Source organism: Streptomyces sp. NPDC088157, assembly GCF_044741545.1.
GTDB lineage: Bacteria > Actinomycetota > Actinomycetes > Streptomycetales > Streptomycetaceae > Streptomyces.
Map to the genome: position 1 here is coordinate 1 of NZ_JBIUSU010000017.1, position 16,147 is coordinate 16,147.

18 protein-coding genes and 2 pseudogenes are annotated in these 16,147 nt (G+C 69.5%); 9 read left to right on the forward strand and 11 right to left on the reverse strand.

Going from position 1 to position 16,147, the window contains the following annotated elements:
• Positions 1-150, forward strand: a pseudogene (locus ACIPFH_RS41545) (MerR family transcriptional regulator); the annotation flags it as partial.
• A 504-nt stretch (positions 151-654) separates the two neighbouring features.
• On the opposite strand, the gene ACIPFH_RS41550 reads toward ACIPFH_RS41545, so the two are convergent.
• From ACIPFH_RS41550 to ACIPFH_RS41565, 4 genes are all read right to left on the reverse strand, one after another.
• Complete coding sequence (locus ACIPFH_RS41550) at positions 655-1,086, reverse strand: hypothetical protein (protein ID WP_401835049.1); 432 nt, start codon at positions 1,084-1,086, stop codon at positions 655-657.
• A gap of 73 nt (positions 1,087-1,159) precedes the next feature.
• Positions 1,160-1,384 (reverse strand): hypothetical protein, encoded by a 225-nt coding sequence (locus ACIPFH_RS41555; protein WP_401835050.1) that lies wholly within the window; start codon positions 1,382-1,384, stop codon positions 1,160-1,162.
• A gap of 76 nt (positions 1,385-1,460) precedes the next feature.
• Entirely contained in the window at positions 1,461-2,453 is a 993-nt protein-coding gene (locus ACIPFH_RS41560) for a hypothetical protein (protein WP_401835052.1), read from the reverse strand.
• A gap of 585 nt (positions 2,454-3,038) precedes the next feature.
• Entirely contained in the window at positions 3,039-3,452 is a 414-nt protein-coding gene (locus ACIPFH_RS41565; RefSeq protein WP_401835053.1) for a hypothetical protein, read from the reverse strand.
• Between the two features lie 488 nt (positions 3,453-3,940).
• On the opposite strand from ACIPFH_RS41565, the gene ACIPFH_RS41570 reads away from it, so the two are divergent.
• Genes ACIPFH_RS41570 through ACIPFH_RS41580 form a run of 3 tightly spaced genes read left to right on the forward strand, consistent with a single transcriptional unit; the run spans position 3,941 to position 5,246 of the window.
• On the forward strand, positions 3,941-4,378 hold the full coding sequence (locus ACIPFH_RS41570) for an SRPBCC family protein (RefSeq protein ID WP_401835056.1): 438 nt from the start codon (positions 3,941-3,943) through the stop codon (positions 4,376-4,378).
• The gene (locus ACIPFH_RS41575) at positions 4,375-4,788 is read left to right on the forward strand and encodes an EVE domain-containing protein (RefSeq protein ID WP_401835059.1); all 414 of its coding nucleotides are present in this window, start codon (positions 4,375-4,377) and stop codon (positions 4,786-4,788) included. The genes ACIPFH_RS41570 and ACIPFH_RS41575 overlap by 4 nt, the downstream gene beginning before the upstream one ends.
• Positions 4,785-5,246, forward strand: coding sequence for a MarR family transcriptional regulator (locus ACIPFH_RS41580; RefSeq protein WP_359130395.1), 462 nt, complete (start codon positions 4,785-4,787; stop codon positions 5,244-5,246). Before ACIPFH_RS41575 ends, ACIPFH_RS41580 begins: the two co-directional genes overlap by 4 nt.
• Before the next feature lie 603 nt (positions 5,247-5,849).
• On the opposite strand, the gene ACIPFH_RS41585 is transcribed toward ACIPFH_RS41580, so the two are convergent.
• Positions 5,850-6,317 (reverse strand): winged helix-turn-helix transcriptional regulator, encoded by a 468-nt coding sequence (locus ACIPFH_RS41585; protein ID WP_401835061.1) that lies wholly within the window; start codon positions 6,315-6,317, stop codon positions 5,850-5,852.
• A 92-nt stretch (positions 6,318-6,409) separates the two neighbouring features.
• Here ACIPFH_RS41585 and ACIPFH_RS41590 point away from each other — a divergent pair, with 92 nt between their 5' ends.
• Entirely contained in the window at positions 6,410-6,910 is a 501-nt protein-coding gene (locus ACIPFH_RS41590) for a PaaI family thioesterase (protein WP_401835064.1), read from the forward strand.
• A gap of 466 nt (positions 6,911-7,376) precedes the next feature.
• Here the strand turns inward: ACIPFH_RS41590 and ACIPFH_RS41595 are convergent, their stop codons facing one another.
• Entirely contained in the window at positions 7,377-9,266 is a 1,890-nt protein-coding gene (locus tag ACIPFH_RS41595) for a propionyl-CoA synthetase (protein ID WP_401835067.1), read from the reverse strand.
• Between the two features lie 184 nt (positions 9,267-9,450).
• The gene (locus ACIPFH_RS41600; protein ID WP_401835068.1) at positions 9,451-10,104 is read right to left on the reverse strand and encodes an alpha/beta hydrolase; all 654 of its coding nucleotides are present in this window, start codon (positions 10,102-10,104) and stop codon (positions 9,451-9,453) included.
• Between ACIPFH_RS41600 and ACIPFH_RS41605 the strand changes: the two genes are divergently transcribed.
• Together ACIPFH_RS41605 and ACIPFH_RS41610 are read left to right on the forward strand one after the other, a co-directional pair.
• A complete protein-coding gene (locus ACIPFH_RS41605) occupies positions 10,099-10,965 on the forward strand; it encodes an iron-containing alcohol dehydrogenase (protein ID WP_401835071.1) in 867 nt (288 codons plus the stop codon). The genes ACIPFH_RS41600 and ACIPFH_RS41605 overlap by 6 nt on opposite strands.
• Before the next feature lie 73 nt (positions 10,966-11,038).
• Entirely contained in the window at positions 11,039-12,049 is a 1,011-nt protein-coding gene (locus tag ACIPFH_RS41610) for an enoyl-CoA hydratase/isomerase family protein (protein ID WP_401835073.1), read from the forward strand.
• 194 nt (positions 12,050-12,243) lie between these two features.
• On the opposite strand, the pseudogene ACIPFH_RS41615 reads toward ACIPFH_RS41610, so the two are convergent.
• The 3 genes and pseudogenes from ACIPFH_RS41615 to ACIPFH_RS41625 all read right to left on the reverse strand — a co-directional run.
• Positions 12,244-12,393, reverse strand: a pseudogene (locus ACIPFH_RS41615) (MFS transporter); the annotation flags it as partial.
• A 120-nt stretch (positions 12,394-12,513) separates the two neighbouring features.
• A complete protein-coding gene (locus ACIPFH_RS41620) occupies positions 12,514-13,212 on the reverse strand; it encodes an SDR family oxidoreductase (RefSeq protein ID WP_401835076.1) in 699 nt (232 codons plus the stop codon).
• Between the two features lie 276 nt (positions 13,213-13,488).
• Positions 13,489-13,719: an alpha/beta fold hydrolase gene (locus tag ACIPFH_RS41625; RefSeq protein ID WP_401835079.1), complete on the reverse strand. Its 231-nt coding sequence runs from the start codon at positions 13,717-13,719 to the stop codon at positions 13,489-13,491.
• A gap of 183 nt (positions 13,720-13,902) precedes the next feature.
• Here ACIPFH_RS41625 and ACIPFH_RS41630 point away from each other — a divergent pair, with 183 nt between their 5' ends.
• Positions 13,903-14,106, forward strand: a complete 204-nt coding sequence (locus tag ACIPFH_RS41630) for a hypothetical protein (protein ID WP_401835081.1) — start codon at positions 13,903-13,905, stop codon at positions 14,104-14,106.
• Positions 14,107-14,196: 90 nt separating this feature from the next.
• On the opposite strand, the gene ACIPFH_RS41635 is transcribed toward ACIPFH_RS41630, so the two are convergent.
• The gene (locus ACIPFH_RS41635) at positions 14,197-14,598 is read right to left on the reverse strand and encodes a signal peptidase I (protein ID WP_401835082.1); all 402 of its coding nucleotides are present in this window, start codon (positions 14,596-14,598) and stop codon (positions 14,197-14,199) included.
• A 239-nt stretch (positions 14,599-14,837) separates the two neighbouring features.
• On the opposite strand from ACIPFH_RS41635, the gene ACIPFH_RS41640 reads away from it, so the two are divergent.
• The gene (locus tag ACIPFH_RS41640; RefSeq protein WP_401835084.1) at positions 14,838-15,911 is read left to right on the forward strand and encodes a LacI family DNA-binding transcriptional regulator; all 1,074 of its coding nucleotides are present in this window, start codon (positions 14,838-14,840) and stop codon (positions 15,909-15,911) included.
• Positions 15,912-16,147: the final 236 nt, after the last annotated feature.

The window sequence follows — 16,147 nt, forward strand, 5'->3', positions numbered from 1 at the left end:
ATCGCCGCCCGCGCCCGCGAACTCGTCGACCAGGGGACCCCCATCGAGGCCGCCTGCCGCATCATCATCCTCGAAGACCAGCTCGAAGAAGCCCAACGCCTCAACGAAGCGCTGCGTCACTCCCAGCTGCGCGACCGGGCCAGTGCCTGAACGACCCACCAGCTCGGGTCAGTTGCCGTGTTCTGCCAGAAGCTCTTGATCCCGGTCCGCACCGCCGCCGGCCAACTGGTCCGGCTGCGGCTGGTGTCCGCACCGGCGGACACGGCGTCGGGGAAGCTGTGGGACGGAACCAGCCACGCGCCGGCAGCCTTCGGCGACCTCGACGAGCGCCGTGACCCGACGACCGGGTCCGCTCTCGGCCAGTGGAGCGACAGCACCAGCACGAACAAGCGGTTCAGCGTCATCCCGGAGTGGCAAGCCACAGCGATCGAACGGCGGATGCGGTGCCGAGACTCTTCTCGGCACCGCATCGGCGCAGGGCGCGCGCCTGTCCGGCCGAAGGCCCGGGATCCGCGCAATGGGGCAACCAGTCACCCGGTCGACCGAGGAATTCGCATGGCGTTATCGATCGGGAACTCCACGCATTCGCACCGCCCCTGAAGCAGTCGTGAGGGCTGCCCACGATGCTCCGGTCGCCCGCTTCGTCAGGGGTGCTTACGAAGTGACTTTGTAGACGTCGGAGCAGAGCAGCCCTGCACTGTTGCTTCCGATGCAGGCCCAGAACGTGTAGGACTTGTCCTCGGTCAGATCCCGGTGCGCGGTGGCCGTGTACGGAGACGCGTGCCCCGCCGTGTCCGCGATGAGATACGGGTCGGCAGTCACGTAGCCGGAAATGCCGTAGCTGTCCGCCTTGGAGTCGGCCGCAGTCAGCGTGTCCCCGTTGGCCGTCCACTTGACAGTGCCGGCGGTGGTGCCGCCGGACTTGATGGTGATGGTGCGAGAGCCGTCGCTCTGCAGCGAACCGACAGAGAACGTGGCGCTCGGGGCCGCCGAAGCGGAACCCGCGCCCATCGTCAATGCGGTGCCCGTCACGAGAGCGGCAGCGGCAAGGACTGTCACGGCGCGCTTACGAATGGAAGTGTTCATATTTCCCCCAAACAGTTACTGATGGTCAGTCGGAATGATCATAGTTGAGCTGATGATCGGGGGGCGAGGGATTTTAGGGCTGGCCGCGGCCCGCGTGGGGGCGAGCGCGTTGCGGCGCATCGGCGGTGTCCTGGAGGCCCCGCACCCGCTGAAGGAGGTGCGCGCTCACCTGACGGCCTGCTCCCTGCCCGCGGCCGACGCTCCGGAGGCGGGCGTTCGTCGCCGTGGTCATGGTCCAGAAGCCGACCTTCGTCCAGGCGACGGTGATTCTCCAGTGCCGGCGTGGCCGGTCGACCATCTGCTCCTCCTTGGACAGTCAGCCCTCGTCACGCGTGCCGACATGAACACCGCGCGGATTCTCCTCTTGAAGCGCCCTAGGAGAGCACCCATTGGGGCGGGTGCGCGGGGTCGGCCGGGCAGGTGAAAACGTGCAGGTCCCGGTCCCGGCCGAAGCGCAGCCGAGTGGGTTGGGCAAGGGACGGACCGTGCTTGATCGAGGCCTTCCCTTGCAGGGACGGGTCGCGGTCCTCCAGCGGCATCCAGCTGTGCGAGGCGGCATCCATCTCGTCGCTCCCGGCGGTCAGCAGCAGCCGCATCGGGGTGGCGCAGGACGCGCAGCCGATGGCCATCGGGCCCGTCGACGCCCAGCCGGGAAAGCCACCGACCCGCCATCCGGGCGGGATTGAAAGGTCGGCCTGGTAGCTGGGGGCGTCGGTGCCGTGTTCGGCCGCCTGGGCGTCGTCCCAGGCGTCGATGAGGGCGATCAGCGGGGCCGGCAGCGTGTCGTCCTCCGCCCAGGGATAGGTGTCCACCTCTTCCGGGTGCAGGACACACGGCTCAGGGAGTTCGTGCTCCCATCGCAGGGGTACCTCGGGCGGGGCGGCGAGGAAGCGTTGTGCGCGCTCTGTCTCCTCGGCCCGTCGCCACCGCAGGCAGTAGCGGCGCTCCAGGTAGGGACCGTGGGTGAACGGGCAGCGAAAGAGCTGCACCAGGTCCGCGCCGTCAGGTCCGGCAGCCAGGCCCGGGACATCCCGCCGGAAGAGCTGGGCGAGTCCCACGAACGGCACCGGTCCGTCGTGCCCAGGCGTTCCGGCGCCGGGCCACGGGCGGCTCCGCGGCCACGCGCCTGCGGCGCGGGCGCTGCGGACCTCGTCCGGCGCGTACCCCTCGGTCTCGCGCTGGTGCGGTTCGCGGCAGACCGGCCACGGTTCGTCCTGCGGCCACAGGATCGGCCCGCCGACATGGCTGTCGCGCATGCCGGGCCGGCCCGGCCTGGGGTGCAGCCGGGTCGTCCGGCCCCGGTGGGCGGCCAGTTGAGGGAAGAGGGCCTCCACTGATACCGGTCTGGCCGGCGTGGTCCTGGTCATGCGCAGACCGTAGGGGGCCGGGAAGACGCCACGCGAACGGATTGCCTCGAGCCCGTCCGCGATGACACACAGAGCCTGGTCACAGATGACACCCGGTGCCTGGTCACACATCGGGCCGAGTTTTCCTCGCTACGTCGTGCTGAGCGCAACTCCGACGATCGGATTCGCCTGCACGCCCACTACAACCAGCGGGATGAGCTGGCCGTCCCGATTTCGGACGCTCGACGCATGCTGATCGACATGATGCACTTCCTCACCAAGGAGGCGCCCGTCGCCTGCTGCCGAGCCTGCGGATCAAGCGCCTCGCGGGACGGGTCTGGAAGCAGAAGCTCACCGCTGGGTAGCTGAATATTCGTCGGCTCGGACGGGCGGTGGAGCGCGTACCGCGACTCGCAGCAACCCTCTTGAGTCGTCGCCGGCGCACGTGTTCATCACCGGCCGACAGGAAACCGAGCTTCGTCTACGGCGCCGATCTCCGCGTCGACGGCGGGACGAACCAGATCTGACCGGACCGCCGGGTTGACGTGGCGGGAAGCGGATCACCGGCGAGCGGCGTCGCCGCGCTCATCTCACAGACGCTGCCGGTCAGCAGTTGATGGGGGCGTTACCGGAAGCGACTCGGCAGAAGTCCGACCCGAGTCCGCCGTCGACAGTGCCGGCGTTCGGGCCGACGGCGATGAAGTCGCCGTCGGCGCTGCCGAGGATCCTGCCGGTCGCCGTGGTGCCGGCGTTGGCCGTGATGGAGTCGCCACCGGCGCCGCCGTCGACGGTGCCGGCAACGATGCCCCTGATGACGATGTAGTCGCTCCCACCCAAGCCGTTGACGCTATCGCCCACGGCGAGGGCGCCGCAGCTGATGTTGTCGGAGCCGGCAGTACCGCTGACGGTCGTACCGGACACGGGACGGCCGTTGACCGTACATGACGTCAGGGCTTGTGCAGGCGTGGCGGTCAGCGCGAGGGGAGCGGCCACGAGGGCGGCGGCGCAGAACGTACGCATCGCATGTCTGATCATGTGACGAGTGGCTCATGGCGATGTCATGATCGCAATTCTGCGCCATCGGGGTCGAGGTCGTTCGCGGTGGTCTGCCGCCCGGACGGGCCACCGAGGTTGCCCTTCGGATGATCAGGGTTTGGGCTGAGGTCCGAGGCCGGATCGGGGATCCATCCCGCGGGTTCGCAATCTTGGAGCCTGCGGGGGAACCGCCGACACCGCCGACGCCGACGTGCGGAGGTTCACCTGGGAGCCTTCACCCTCCAGCCCGGCCCGGGCGTGAAAGCCACGGGAATCAGCCGACTGGGCGAATCCAGGGTCGGCGTAGCCGCCTCCCCGTCGCCGGATCTGTGGGTCAGCGACGGCCTCACTGTTGTGTGTATCCGCCCATTTCGGCGGCCATGCCACCGGGAAGATCAATCGGGCTGGGGCGGCAGTCGCAGCCATGTCTCAACAGGATTGACGCCCAATTAATAAGCGCGCATACTACTTGCATGATGACCATCGGTACCGCCCAGATCGCTTCGACCGCTGCCCCTTCCGCCTTCTTTGCCCGCTGGGCCGACATGGCGACCTGGCCGGAATGGAACGCTGACACTGAGTGGGTCCGCCTCGACGGCCCCTTCAAGGCCGGTTCGACCGGAGTCCTGAAGCCCAAGGGTGGCCCCAAGACGAAGTTCGTCATCGCCGAGCTCGCGGACGACCGATTCGTGGACGTCTCCAGGCTCGTCGGAGCACGTATGACGTTCAGCCACTTCGTGGAGGGAACCCCGGACGGCGGCACGAAGGTTCAGGTCACCGTCACCTTGGCCGGGCCGCTGTCCCACCTCTGGAATCTGATCCTCGGCAAGGGCATCAAGGCCACGTTGCAGCAAGACCTGGAGAGCCTGAGGGCTGTGACCGAGGCTTCCTCCACGAGGAGCCTCGCGTGAAGTACTGGCTGGGCGTCGTCAGCCGCGACCACGTGCACCGCGGCACGAAGGCGGGCATAGTCCAACTGGGCCACGGCAAGCGCCCTGGTCTGGACCGACTGAGCCCCGGCGACTGGCTGATCTACTATTCGCCGCGCACGAGCCTGCGAGACGGTGAGTCGCTCCAGGCGTTCACCGCGATCGGCGAGATCACCGATGGCGAGATCTGGCAGGCCGACGAAGGCGGCTTCCAGCCGTGGCGCCGACGGGCCCGTTATGTGGAGCATGCGGCGGAAGTGCCCGTCCGCCGGTTCGGCGGCTCCCTGGCCCTGACCTCCATGGCGAACTGGGGCCACCAACTGCGGCGCGGACTGGTCGAGTTGACCGAAGATGATTTCCGTCAGATCCGTTCGGCCATGGTCGCTTCATGACCCCGCGCGAGCTGGACACCGGGTTCACCCACGCCGAGGAGAGCCCTGGCCTGCTCCTGTGGCAGGTCACCAACCGATGGCAGGCGGCCATCCGCCTCACCCTCAAGCCCTACGGGCTCACCCACGTCCAATTCGTGCTCCTCGCGGCCCTGACCTGGCTGGGATCCGAGGGGCCGGTGACGCAAAAGGCGCTCGCCGACCACGCCGCGTCGGACCCCATGATGACGTCCCAGGTTCTGCGTGTCCTGGAAGGCCGTGGCTTGGTCGAGCGTCGCCCGCACCCGGAGGACGGCCGGGCACGGGCGCTCGCTGTGACACAGGAGGGGCGCGTGTTGGCGAACCGCGCCGTGGTCGCGGTCGAGGCATGCGACGCCGGGTTCTTCGGAGCCCTGGGGGAACAGACCGACGCATTCACGCGGGCGTTGCGGCGCCTCAAGACGGCGTCGGCGCAGGAGTGACCTCGCCGCCACATCAACGAGTCAGGTGCCGACCTGATTGTTCGCCGGGTGTAGCAACGGCGCGCCCTGTCCGCTCGGCCCGATGCGGTGCTGTGCCGCACTCATGCCGGCGCCATGGCCCAGGTCATGGAACCGCTGGAGACCGGATACCGGATTGCCCTGGTCGTCTCCGTACCCCCGTCCGCACTTGGACGGGGGTTGCTCATTCAGGGAGAAGCGCCCGGTCCTTGGCTCGGCCAGCAGAGCCTTACGGGGTTGCACTGTCGCGGGTCCAGGCGCTGACATCTTTCCGTGTGGTGGGGGAGGGGCCAAGCCTCGTGAAAGCGAGAACTTGGAGGTGCTCACGCTCGACGCCCAGGAGTGCGAGCGCGTTGTGGACGCCCTGCTTGAGGAGCTCGTCGGCGAGTCGCCGGTCGGCGTCTGCTCGAGTCCGGCTCGGCCGGGTGCCGCCTGCGCGACGATGCTCGCGTTCTGTGCCTGCAGTTGGTCGGCGCCTTCTCCGCCTGCGGCCCGATCGTGATGCGGTCGAGCCGAGGCGAGGGCAGCCCTGCTGGAGAGGCGATGTTCCATGGCCGCCCGGCCTGCGATCGTGAGGACGATGGCTCATGTCCGGGGGCGGGCGCCTGTTCCGAGCCGGGCGGTGACTTCACGGGGGGTGAGGGGGGTGTGTTCCGTGGAGCACTGGACGACGACGCGGACGGGGGCGTCGCAGTCGGTGTGGCGGACGTCCAGGAGGGGGCCCTCGGGGCCAAGGGTGTGTGCCTCGCCCCACTGGGTGAGGGCCATCAGGACGGGCCACAGGTCCCAGCCCTTGCGGGTCAGGCGGTATTCGTTGCGGGAGCGGGCGCCGGGCTCCTGGTAGGGGACGGTCTTGAGGACGCCGGCCGCGGTCAGTTTGCGGAGGCGGTCGCTGAGGACGGCTTCCGACAGGCCGATGTGGCGGTGGAAGTCGTCGAAGCGGCGGACTCCGTTGACGGCGTCACGCAGGATCAGCAGTGTCCATTTCTCTCCGATCACGTCGAGCGTGCGTTGGACGGGGCAGTTCTCCGTGCTCGCCTCAAGCCACTCCATCCCGCCATCGTAAGCGCCTGGCTTCGCCATTGACAGTCAGCGGAGGCAGAAGCTAGCTTCACTCGTAAAAGTCAGAGGGAAGGTGCTCGCTCGTGGGACGAACACGTACGTATCAATGGGAAGATCCCGCGATCCTGGCGGAAGCCGCCGGACGCATGGCCGGCATCGACTTCCTGCGCGAGCTGCAGGAGGGACGGCTGCCGGGGCCGCCCATCAACTACGCCATCGACTTCACCCTGGACGAGGTGGAGCCCGGCAGGGCGGTCTTCTCGCTGACACCGGGGGAGGAGCACTACAACCCGATCGGCAGCGTGCACGGCGGCATCTTCGCCACCCTGCTCGACTCGGCGGCGGGCTGCGCCGTCCAGTCCACCCTTCCGCAGGGCATGGCGTACACCTCGCTCGACCTGACGGTGAAGTTCCTGCGACGGATCACCGCGGACACGGGCACGGTGCGCGCCATCGGCACCGTCGTCAGCAAGGGGCGTCAAACGGCCCTGGCCCAGGCTCAGTTGGTCGACGTGAAGGACCGACTCCTCGCTCACGCCACCAGCAGCTGCATGCTCTTCCCGGTGCCCGCCCCGCAGGTGTGACCCTCAGCTTCGACGGGTGAATCGCCTTGCCCTGCGCGGATCCACCTCTCATCCCTTCTCCCTGTCCCACGAGGACGGTGACGTCAGTGCGGTGATGCCGGACTCCCTTGAGCCTCGGCGCAGAACGCCGGAGTGCGGGGTGTCGAGGGGTGCGCCGGCGCGTATTGGAGCTCGTCGGGGGTCGCTTTCCGCGAGGTCGTTGATCTGGAACGGATTGCCGGGGGAGATCCGGATGCCGGTGCGGCCCGCGCCGATCTCTTCGGCCACGGCGGTGGCGACCTCTCCCCTGCCGTCGACGACGACGCCTCCACACCGCGCGCGGTCGTCTTCCCGGACTTGTCGGCAGGCCCACCCCTGGGCCTGGGCGGACCGCCCCCGCTCCCCGCTCCCGCTCCCCGGCCGACGGGCCGTGCCGTGCGGAGTCCGACGGACGCGCTCGTCCTCCGTCGGCCGGAGGGGCTGTCGGTCACGGGGTGTGACCGGTACGGCGGAGTACAGGGCGCAGCGTCTCGATGACGCCTGGGTCGTCCACGGTCGAGGGGATGGGTTCGTCGTGGCCGTCGGCGATGCCGCGCATGGTCTTGCGCAGGATCTTTCCCGAGCGGGTCTTGGGCAGGGCGGCCACGACCGTGACGTCCTTGAGTGAGGCGACGGCGCCGATGCGTGTCCGTACGAGCTGGACGAGTTCGGCCTCGACCTCGCCTGCTTCGCGGTCGGTGCCGGCTTTCAGGACGACGAAGCCGCGCGGGATCTGGCCCTTGAGTTCGTCGGCTACGCCGATGACGGCGCATTCGGCGACGTCGGGGTGGGCGGCCAGGGCCTCTTCCATGCTGCCGGTGGACAGCCGGTGACCGGCCACGTTGATGACGTCGTCGGTGCGGCCCATGACGAAGACGTAGCCGTCGTCGTCGATGTGGCCGCTGTCGCCGGTGAGGTAGTAGCCGTCGTAGGCGGAGAGGTAGGAGGCGACGAAGCGGTCGTCGTCCTTCCAGAGGGTGAGGAGCGCGCCGGGCGGCAGGGGGAGCTTCACCACGATCGCGCCGTCGACGCCCGCGGGTACGGGCTCGCCCGAGGGGTCGAGGACGCGGACGTCCCAGCCCGGGAGCGGGCGGGTGGGGGAGCCGGGCTTGAGGGGAGCGGCTTCGATGCCGACGGGGTTGGCGACGATGGGCCAGCCGGTCTCGGTCTGCCACCAGTGGTCGATCACCGGGACGCCCAGCAGGTCGCTCGCCCAGTGATACGTCTCGGGGTCGAGGCGCTCACCGGCCAGGAAGAGATAGCGCAGGTGGGAGAGATCGTAACCCGCGGTGAGTGTTCCCTTCGGATCCTCCTTCCTGATCGCCCGGAAGGCGGTGGGGGCGGTGAACATGGTCTTGACCCGGTAGTCGGCGGCGACCCGCCAGAACTGGCCCGCGTCCGGGGTGCCGACCGGCTTGCCCTCGTACAGGACCGTCGTCGCGCCGGCCAGCAGGGGCGCGTAGACGATGTACGAGTGCCCGACGACCCAGCCGACGTCGGAGCCGGTGAACATCGTCTCGCCCGGTCCCACGTCGTACACGGCGCCCATCGACCAGTGCAGGGCGACCGCGTGGCCGCCGCAGTCGCGTACGACTCCCTTGGGTTTTCCGGTAGTTCCGGACGTGTAGAGGATGTAGAGAGGGTCGGTGGCGGCGACGGGAACGCAGTCGGCCGGTGGTGCGGCGGCGACCACGTCGGCCCAGTCGAGATCGTCGGGCCCCAACTCGGCCACTGCCTGCGGGCGTTGCAGGATGACCCGCTTCTGCGGCTTGTGGCCCGCGAGTTCGATCGCCCGGTCGAGCAGCGGCTTGTAGGCGATGACACGCTTGCCCTCGATGCCGCAGGAGGCGGAGACGATCACCTTGGGAGCGGCGTCGTCGATGCGGAGGGCGAGTTCGCGCGGGGCGAACCCGCCGAAGACGACCGAGTGGACCGCGCCGATGCGTGCGCAGGCCAGCATCGCGATCGCGGCCTCGGGAACCATCGGCATGTAGATCACGACCCGGTCGCCGTGCCCCACGCCGAGCTGGACGAGCGCTCCGGCGAAGGCCGACACCTCGTTCCTCAGCTGCGCGTAGGTGTAGGTGCGGTGGGTGTCGGTCACGGGGGAGTCATGGACGAGCGCGGGCTGTTCGCCCCGCCCGGCTTCCACGTGGCGGTCGAGCGCGTTGAAACACACGTTGAGCCGTCCGTCGGGAAACCAGCGGTAGAACGGTGCGCCCGAGCGGTCCAGGGCGCGGTGCGGAGCGACATCCCAGTCGATGCCCTCCGCCGCCTTCAGCCAGAAGCGCTCCGGGTCCTCGGTACTGGCGCGGAACACATCGTCGTACGTTCCCATCGCGCACTCCTTTGTGGCATCGAGGGACGGTGGTGGGGCTGCGTGCGGAACGGTGTCGGACACCAGTACCGTATGCCCGTCCGACCTGGTCGAGCAGGATGCCTGAGTCCGGCGGACCGGTCACCGGCATCGCGGTGGTGCGGCGGCCGGGCCGACAGACCCCGCCGTCAGCTGTGGCTTCTGTTCACGCGCCGAGGTGCTTACGGAGCCATTGGCCCATCTGCCGGATCGCCCGGTCCACCTCGGGTACGCGTCCCGCGCCCAGGACGAACGAGTGCTGACCTTCGGGCATCGGGTGGACCTCGGTGGTGACCTTGAAGTCCGCGAGGCGGCGGCCGAGCTGGGCGCCGTCGTCGGCGAGGGTCTCGTACTCGCCGTAGTGGACGGTCGTGGGCGGCAGGCCGGTCAGGTCGGCGTTCGCGAGGCTGATCCGCGGGTCGGCGAAGTCCACTCGGGGGTCCTGCAGCCAGGCCCCTCGGAACAGCTCGAGGGTGCTCCTGCTGAGCATCTTGTCGTTGTCCTCGTTCGCGTCCACCGACGCGTTCTGGATGGTGAGGTCGGTCCACGGTGAGACGCTGACGATCGCGCCCGGGGTCGCCTCGCCCTTGGCGAGCAGACGCAGCGGGAGCATCACCGCGAGGGTTCCGCCGATCGAGTGGCCGGTGCTGCCGATGTTCCGCGGCTCGTAGCCCTGCGAGAGCAGCCACCGGTAGGCCGTCTCGGCGTCGTCGAGCTGCGCCGGGTAGGGGTGCTCGGGCGCCAGGCGGAAGTCCACGACGAGGGAGCGGGCCCCGGCCGCCTTCGCGATGTGGCCGGCGGCCTTGCGGTCGGAGTGCATGGAGGCGGTGACGGATCCGCCGAAGTGGAAGTGGAGCAGCGCCCGCGGATCCTGCGCGTCGGCGGCGGTGCCGTGGGCGGTCCGGCGCTTCCGGTGATCGCGGTTCCGACGACCGCCGGCAGCGGTTCGGAGGCCACCCAGTTCACCGTCATCACCGACAGCGCCACCGACGAGAAGATGCTCTGTCCGGGGCCGGCGTTCCTGCCGGTCGCCGCCGTCGTCGACTTCGAACTGACTCTGTCGATGCCGCCCCGGCTGACCGCCGACACCGGCGTCGACGCGCTCACCCATGCCGTCGAGGCGTACGTGAGCCGCAAGGCCAACCCGTTCTCCGACGGCCTCGCCCTGAACGCGATCCGGACCATCGGCCGCCACCTTCGCCGCGTCTACGCCGACGGGGCGGACATCGAGGCACGCGAGGCGATGATGCTCGCCGCGACGCAGGCGGGCATCGCCTTCTCCAACTCCAGCGTGGCGCTGGTGCACGGCATGAGCCGCCCGATCGGCGCTCACTTCCACGTCGCCCACGGTCTGTCGAACGCGATGCTCTTCCCCGCGGTGACCGCGTTCTCCGTGCCTGCCGCCGAGAGCCGGTACGCCGACTGCGCCCGCGCCCTCGGAGCCGCCACCGACGACGACAGCGATGCCACCGCCGCCGAGAAGTTCGTGGAGGCGCTCCGCGTCCTGTGTCAGGATCTTGAGGTGCCCACCCCCAGAGACCACGGCATCGATGAGGACGAGTGGCTGCGCCTGGCGCCCCTCATGGCCCAACAGGCGCTCGCGTCCGGATCCCCCGCCAACAACCCCGCCGTACCCACCGTGGACGAGATCCAGGATCTCTACGCGCAGATCTACGCCTGACACCGGCGAGCAAGGAACAGGAACCATGATGGCCACGACAGTCGGGTCCGTGCGGACCACGAGGTGCTGACCCATGACTGACACCGCTGCGGCCGAAATCCTCGCCGATGTCCACCGGGGCGTCGGCCGGATCCTGCTGAACCGGCCCAAGGCGCTCAACGCCCTGACGACAGGCATGGTCGTCGCCATCGACGGTGTGCTCGCCGAGTGGGAGCACACACCGCTTTCCGCGGTGGTCCTCGCCAGTACCGGCGCGAAGGCGTTCTGTGCCGGTGGAGACATCCGCACGATCCGCGAGCACAGCCTCGCCGGGGATGCCGAGGCCAGTGAGCGGTTCTTCGCCTGCGAGTACCGGCTCAACGCCCGGATCGCCGAGTATCCCGTCCCGGTCGTGTCGCTCATCGACGGTCTGTGCATGGGCGGCGGTCTCGGCCTGTCCGTCCACGGCGGCTTCCGCGTCGTCACCGAGCGCGCGGTGCTGGCGATGCCCGAGACAGGGATCGGGTTCTTCCCGGACGTCGGGGCCAGCTACTTTCTGCCGAGGCTGCCCGGCGCGATCGGCATGTACCTGGGCCTGACCGGGCACCGGCTCGACGCGGCCGACGCCCTGTACACGGGGCTGGCCACGCACTTCGTCCCCGCGGACGGGCTCGACGCGGTCGAGGATGCGCTGGCCGACAGCCCCGGCGACCCCGTGGACGTGGTCCTGAACCGCCTGGCCGGCCGCTCCCCGGTGGCGGAGAGCGGGCTGGCACGGATACGCGGGGACGTGGACCGGGCATTCGGCGCGCCGACCCTCGGCGAGATCGAGAAGCGCCTGCGCCACCTCGACACCCCCTGGGCGGCAGCCGCGCTGGCCGCCCTGGAGTCCGCCTCGCCGCAGAGCCTGGAGCTCACTCATGCCCTGCTGACCCGGGGCAGGCAGCACACGTTGCGCGAGTGCCTTGCCGCGGAACTCGCCCTCACCCGCACGACCATCCGCACGCCGGACTTCCTGGAGGGCGTCCGCGCGGCCCTGGTCGACAAGGACCGCACTCCCACCTGGCAACGGGCCTCGCTCGGCGGACGAACGCTGCCGACCTGAGCATTCAGGAAGGGCGAGGGACACGACAACGCGAGGAGGCGCATTCATGGAACGGCCGACAGCGACGACCGGGGTGACGCAGGTGGACGGGGTCCGTCTGCACTACGTCCGAGCGGGGGCCGGACCGCTGCTCGTTCTGCTCCACGGCTGGCCGCAGACCTCCGACTGCTGGCGGCCGGTACTGGCGGATGTTCCAGTCCGCCGCCGAGGTCCTCGCGGATGGAGGGCAGAGCGGTGGTGACGATCAGGTTGTCGAGCGCGGTGATGAACCCGGCCGCGCTGGTGATGACCACGGCCCAGACGGCGCTGCCGCCCCGAACCGGTTGCTTGCGTTGCAGTTTCATGGCGTTCCCTGGGCAGAGGTACTCGGCGAAGGGTCGATGGACGGGGATGCCGGCGGGCGACGGCATGGCGTGCGACCAAAAATCCGGCGGGCTGGGTGCGGATTGCTGGACGGCCGGCCCTCAGGGGAGCTGCGGGTAGAGCACGGAGACGCCTCCGGCCAGGGCGGCCTGCGCCTGCCGGGCGGCGTCGTCCGCGAGGATCTCGTAGGCGCCGGCGGCGATGCCGTCGACGCCGATCCGCGCGATGTCGGCCGGGTCGGACTTGGCCGCGTCGACGGTGCGGACCATGTCGGTGTCCATGTAGCCGACATGCAGGCCGGCCACGCGGATGTGCTGGTCGGCGAGTTGCAGGCGCAGGGCGTTGGTGAGCGACCACTCGGCGGACTTGGCGGCGCAGTAGGCACCGAATCGCGGGAAGCTGACCCAGGACAGGCCGGAGAGGATGTTCAGGATGGACCCGCCGCCGTTGGCCGCGATCTGGGGTGCGAAGGCGCGGACCACGGAGAGGGTGCCGAAGTAGTGGGTGTCCATCTCCAGGCGTATGTCGTCCAGGTTGTCGGTGAGCAGGTCGGCACCGGTGGAGGACCCGGCGTTGTTGACCAGGATGGTCACGTCGCCGGTGGCCGCGGCGGCGGCCGCGACAGAGGCGGGGTCGGTGATGTCGAGCGCGATCGGCTTGGCGCCGGGCAGGTCGACCTGGGCGGGGTTGCGGGCGCCGGCGTAGACGGTGGCGCCGCGGGCGAGCAGTTCGGCGGCGAGTGCGCGGCCGAAGCCTCGGTTGGCTCCGGTGACAAGGGCGGTGCTGGTGGAGAGGTCCATGGGAGTTCCTGGTGAAGTCGGTGTTTCCGGTGAGCCGCAGAGCAGCTGGTCGGGCCGGGGGAGAGACCTGAGCCTTCGGAAGCGGGGCTCAGCCTTTGAAGTACGACCATAATACTAATGAGGTGGGTCGGTGACCGCAAGCGCTCTGCGCGGATGGGTGCCACTGCTGGGCGATGCAAGCAAGTTGCCCGGCCGGACGGTCGGTCAGGGCGAACGGCCGGGTCTGCGGCCGGGTCGACTGGACGGCGCTTCGGGACGGGTGAATGTCCTGTGCGTTCAGGATTCGAGGAAGCTCAGGGCTTCGGCGACGAACTCCTCGTGGAAGAGTTGCGGCTCCTCCAGTGCCATCGCCTGCGCGACCATGCCGCCCAGGGAGAAGCCCAGGAGATCGACCTGATCGAAGCCCAGCGCCCGGATGAAGTCGATGGCGTCACGCGCCATCGCGGCTACCGAGTCCGCAGGCCTGCCCTCCGACGCGCCGACGCCGCGGTAGTCGAAGGCGATCACCAGGGGGGACCGACGACATGTCGGCGCACCCTCTTGCCGGTATCAAGGTCGCTGTCGGGCCTCGCCTGCGCCGCGCCTTCCGCGCACGGACCCAGAGGTTGTCCGCACCCGGCCGTACCGCGCTGCCGCTCATCGCCGCTGACGACCGTAGCGACGCGAACACCATGTGCCCGGGCCGGACTTGTGCTCGGCCTCGACGTGGTCGCGTGGGGCGAGGCGATGCACTCGGGCCTGCTCACCACACGCTCGGACGGTCGTATCCGCTTCCGCCACCAGTTGATGGGGGCGGTGGTCTACCTGGAAGCGCCGGCCGCGGACCGGCAGACGGGTCATCCCGCGCTCGCCTCCGTCCTGACCGGCGGGAATGCAGACGAGCTGCGCCCCTGACACTTCGGCCCGGTCCAACATTTTCCGCGCCGCATCGGCCTGGCCGGCTGCGGTTCGAGTCCCACCCGCCCCACCTCCGGGACTCGCCGATCAGTCTTCGTGCTCGGCGTGGAGGCGCTCCTGACCGTTGTCGGCCACCGCATAGCCGGCCACGGACGGCCACCGAACCGTCAGTACCACCGACTCTTCCTCCGCGAACCACGAGTGGTCGACTCCTCGCCCCCACACGACGTAATCCCCCTGTTCTTCGAGAAGTACGCTGCGGCCGGGTAGTTCGACGCGGAAGCGGCCACTGACAAGAACCAGGAGAGCTGTGCGTTCCTCGCCCCGCACCCACTGCGATCGCTCGTCACCGCGGGGGTGGACGCCCCATTTGATCTCTACGGCGTCGCTGTGACGCGGATCGCCGACGTCCTTGAAATGACCGAGAAGCCATCCCCGGTCCAGTGGCGCATCCTTGCCCGCGTTGCCCACGTACACACTGTCGTTCACGCTGCCGGATGCTAGCAACTGGTCTCGCGAGCACGCTCAGCACTGTCGGCGGACGCCCTGGACCCGGCAGAGCGTCGCACGCCGACCGGCCCGCTCCGACAGCGCGCCCCGATTCCGGGAATGTTGTGCGAACCCTTGACGTGCCTCGTTCCACTGCGTAGATATGTCTGCGCAGTCATGGCAGCGCAGTCAGACGAGAATCAGCCAAGCCGCCGGCTGCCCGAGATCGGGAGACACCCATGGCACGACTGACAAGCCGCAGCACAGGCACCCCACCACGCAGCCTTGATGTGGCGCAGCTGGCGGGCGTCTCACAGAAGACGGTATCCCGGGTCATGAACGGTGAGCAGTACGTCTCCGACGGCGTGCGCCGACGTGTCCTGGAAGCCGCCGAAGAACTCGGTTACCGGCTGAATCACGCCGCCCGGGCTCTGGCGTCGGGGCGGACCCGGTCCATCGGGGTGGTGACGCTCGGAACGGCGCTGTACGGTCCCGCGTCACTGCTGATGGGCGTCGAGCGCACCGTCCGGGACACCGGCTACGCGCTCCGCGTGGTCAACACGATGGAGGGCGATGCCTCGGGCGTTGCCGGTGCCGTCGACTCGCTCCTCGAGCAGGGTGTGGACGGCATCGTCATCTCCGAGCCGATCGACGAGGAGAACGGTGCGGACCTCTCCGTCCGCGTCGACGTGCCGGTCCTGATCCTCGGCGCACCGCCGCCGTTCGCCGCCTCCCGGGTGGTGACCGCGGGGCTCGTCTCCCACCACCTGGCGCGAGCCGTCACGGAGCACCTGCTCGAGCTGGGACACACGACCGTCCACCACCTCGCCGGTCCCCAACGCTGGTACGCCGCCAGGGACCGCCTGGAAGGATGGCGAGCGACGCTGGCCGCGCACGGCAGACGAGAACCGCCTGTCATCGCGGGCGACTGGTCGGCCGCCTCCGGCTACGCGGCCGGTCGCCGGCTGGCCGTCGACGACAGCGTGACGGCCGTCTTCGCCGCCAACGACGACATGGCCATCGGTCTGATGCGCGCGCTGCTCGACGCAGGCCGGCGCATACCGGAGGACGTCAGTGTCGTCGGTCTCGACGACGTCCCGGTCGCCGCCTACGTGTCTCCTCCTCTGACGACGGTGAGACAGCCGTTCGAGGCGACGGCGCAGGACGGCCTCAAGCGGCTCGTGCACGCCATCGAGAACCCGGACGCGGACCCGATCCCGGAGCAGGACCCGCCGGTCGACCTGGTCGTCCGTGCATCGACCGCACCCCCGCCGTACCGGACGACCCCGGAATCCCGGCGCGCCACGGTCTGAGTCCCCGACAACCCCGTTCCCCGACCACGAGGGGAGGGCGTCCACCAGCAGTTCGTCGACCACGCCACCTGCTTCCACACCCGCACTCGAGGGCGCGAGCCGACCCCTCTGTACATGGTCGTCGCACCATCCACTCACCAGCGCCGCGGCCTGGGCGCCTCCCCTTGAGCCGATCACCGACCAGGCCTCCGCCCCGTCTCATGCCCTCACCGGCGCGAGCCCCCCTTCGGTCAACG

Coding starts and splice junctions, on each gene's coding strand:
- ACIPFH_RS41595 (WP_401835067.1), bottom strand. CDS start 9,266: ATGGGAACGTACGACGATGTGTTCCGCGCCAGTACCGAGGACCCGGAG.
- ACIPFH_RS41550 (WP_401835049.1), bottom strand. CDS start 1,086: ATGAACACTTCCATTCGTAAGCGCGCCGTGACAGTCCTTGCCGCTGCC.
- ACIPFH_RS41640 (WP_401835084.1), top strand. CDS start 14,838: ATGGCACGACTGACAAGCCGCAGCACAGGCACCCCACCACGCAGCCTT.
- ACIPFH_RS41620 (WP_401835076.1), bottom strand. CDS start 13,212: ATGGACCTCTCCACCAGCACCGCCCTTGTCACCGGAGCCAACCGAGGC.
- ACIPFH_RS41560 (WP_401835052.1), bottom strand. CDS start 2,453: ATGACCAGGACCACGCCGGCCAGACCGGTATCAGTGGAGGCCCTCTTC.
- ACIPFH_RS41580 (WP_359130395.1), top strand. CDS start 4,785: ATGACCCCGCGCGAGCTGGACACCGGGTTCACCCACGCCGAGGAGAGC.
- ACIPFH_RS41565 (WP_401835053.1), bottom strand. CDS start 3,452: ATGCGTACGTTCTGCGCCGCCGCCCTCGTGGCCGCTCCCCTCGCGCTG.
- ACIPFH_RS41600 (WP_401835068.1), bottom strand. CDS start 10,104: ATGCACTCCGACCGCAAGGCCGCCGGCCACATCGCGAAGGCGGCCGGG.
- ACIPFH_RS41585 (WP_401835061.1), bottom strand. CDS start 6,317: ATGGAGTGGCTTGAGGCGAGCACGGAGAACTGCCCCGTCCAACGCACG.
- ACIPFH_RS41610 (WP_401835073.1), top strand. CDS start 11,039: ATGACTGACACCGCTGCGGCCGAAATCCTCGCCGATGTCCACCGGGGC.
- ACIPFH_RS41555 (WP_401835050.1), bottom strand. CDS start 1,384: ATGGTCGACCGGCCACGCCGGCACTGGAGAATCACCGTCGCCTGGACG.
- ACIPFH_RS41570 (WP_401835056.1), top strand. CDS start 3,941: ATGATGACCATCGGTACCGCCCAGATCGCTTCGACCGCTGCCCCTTCC.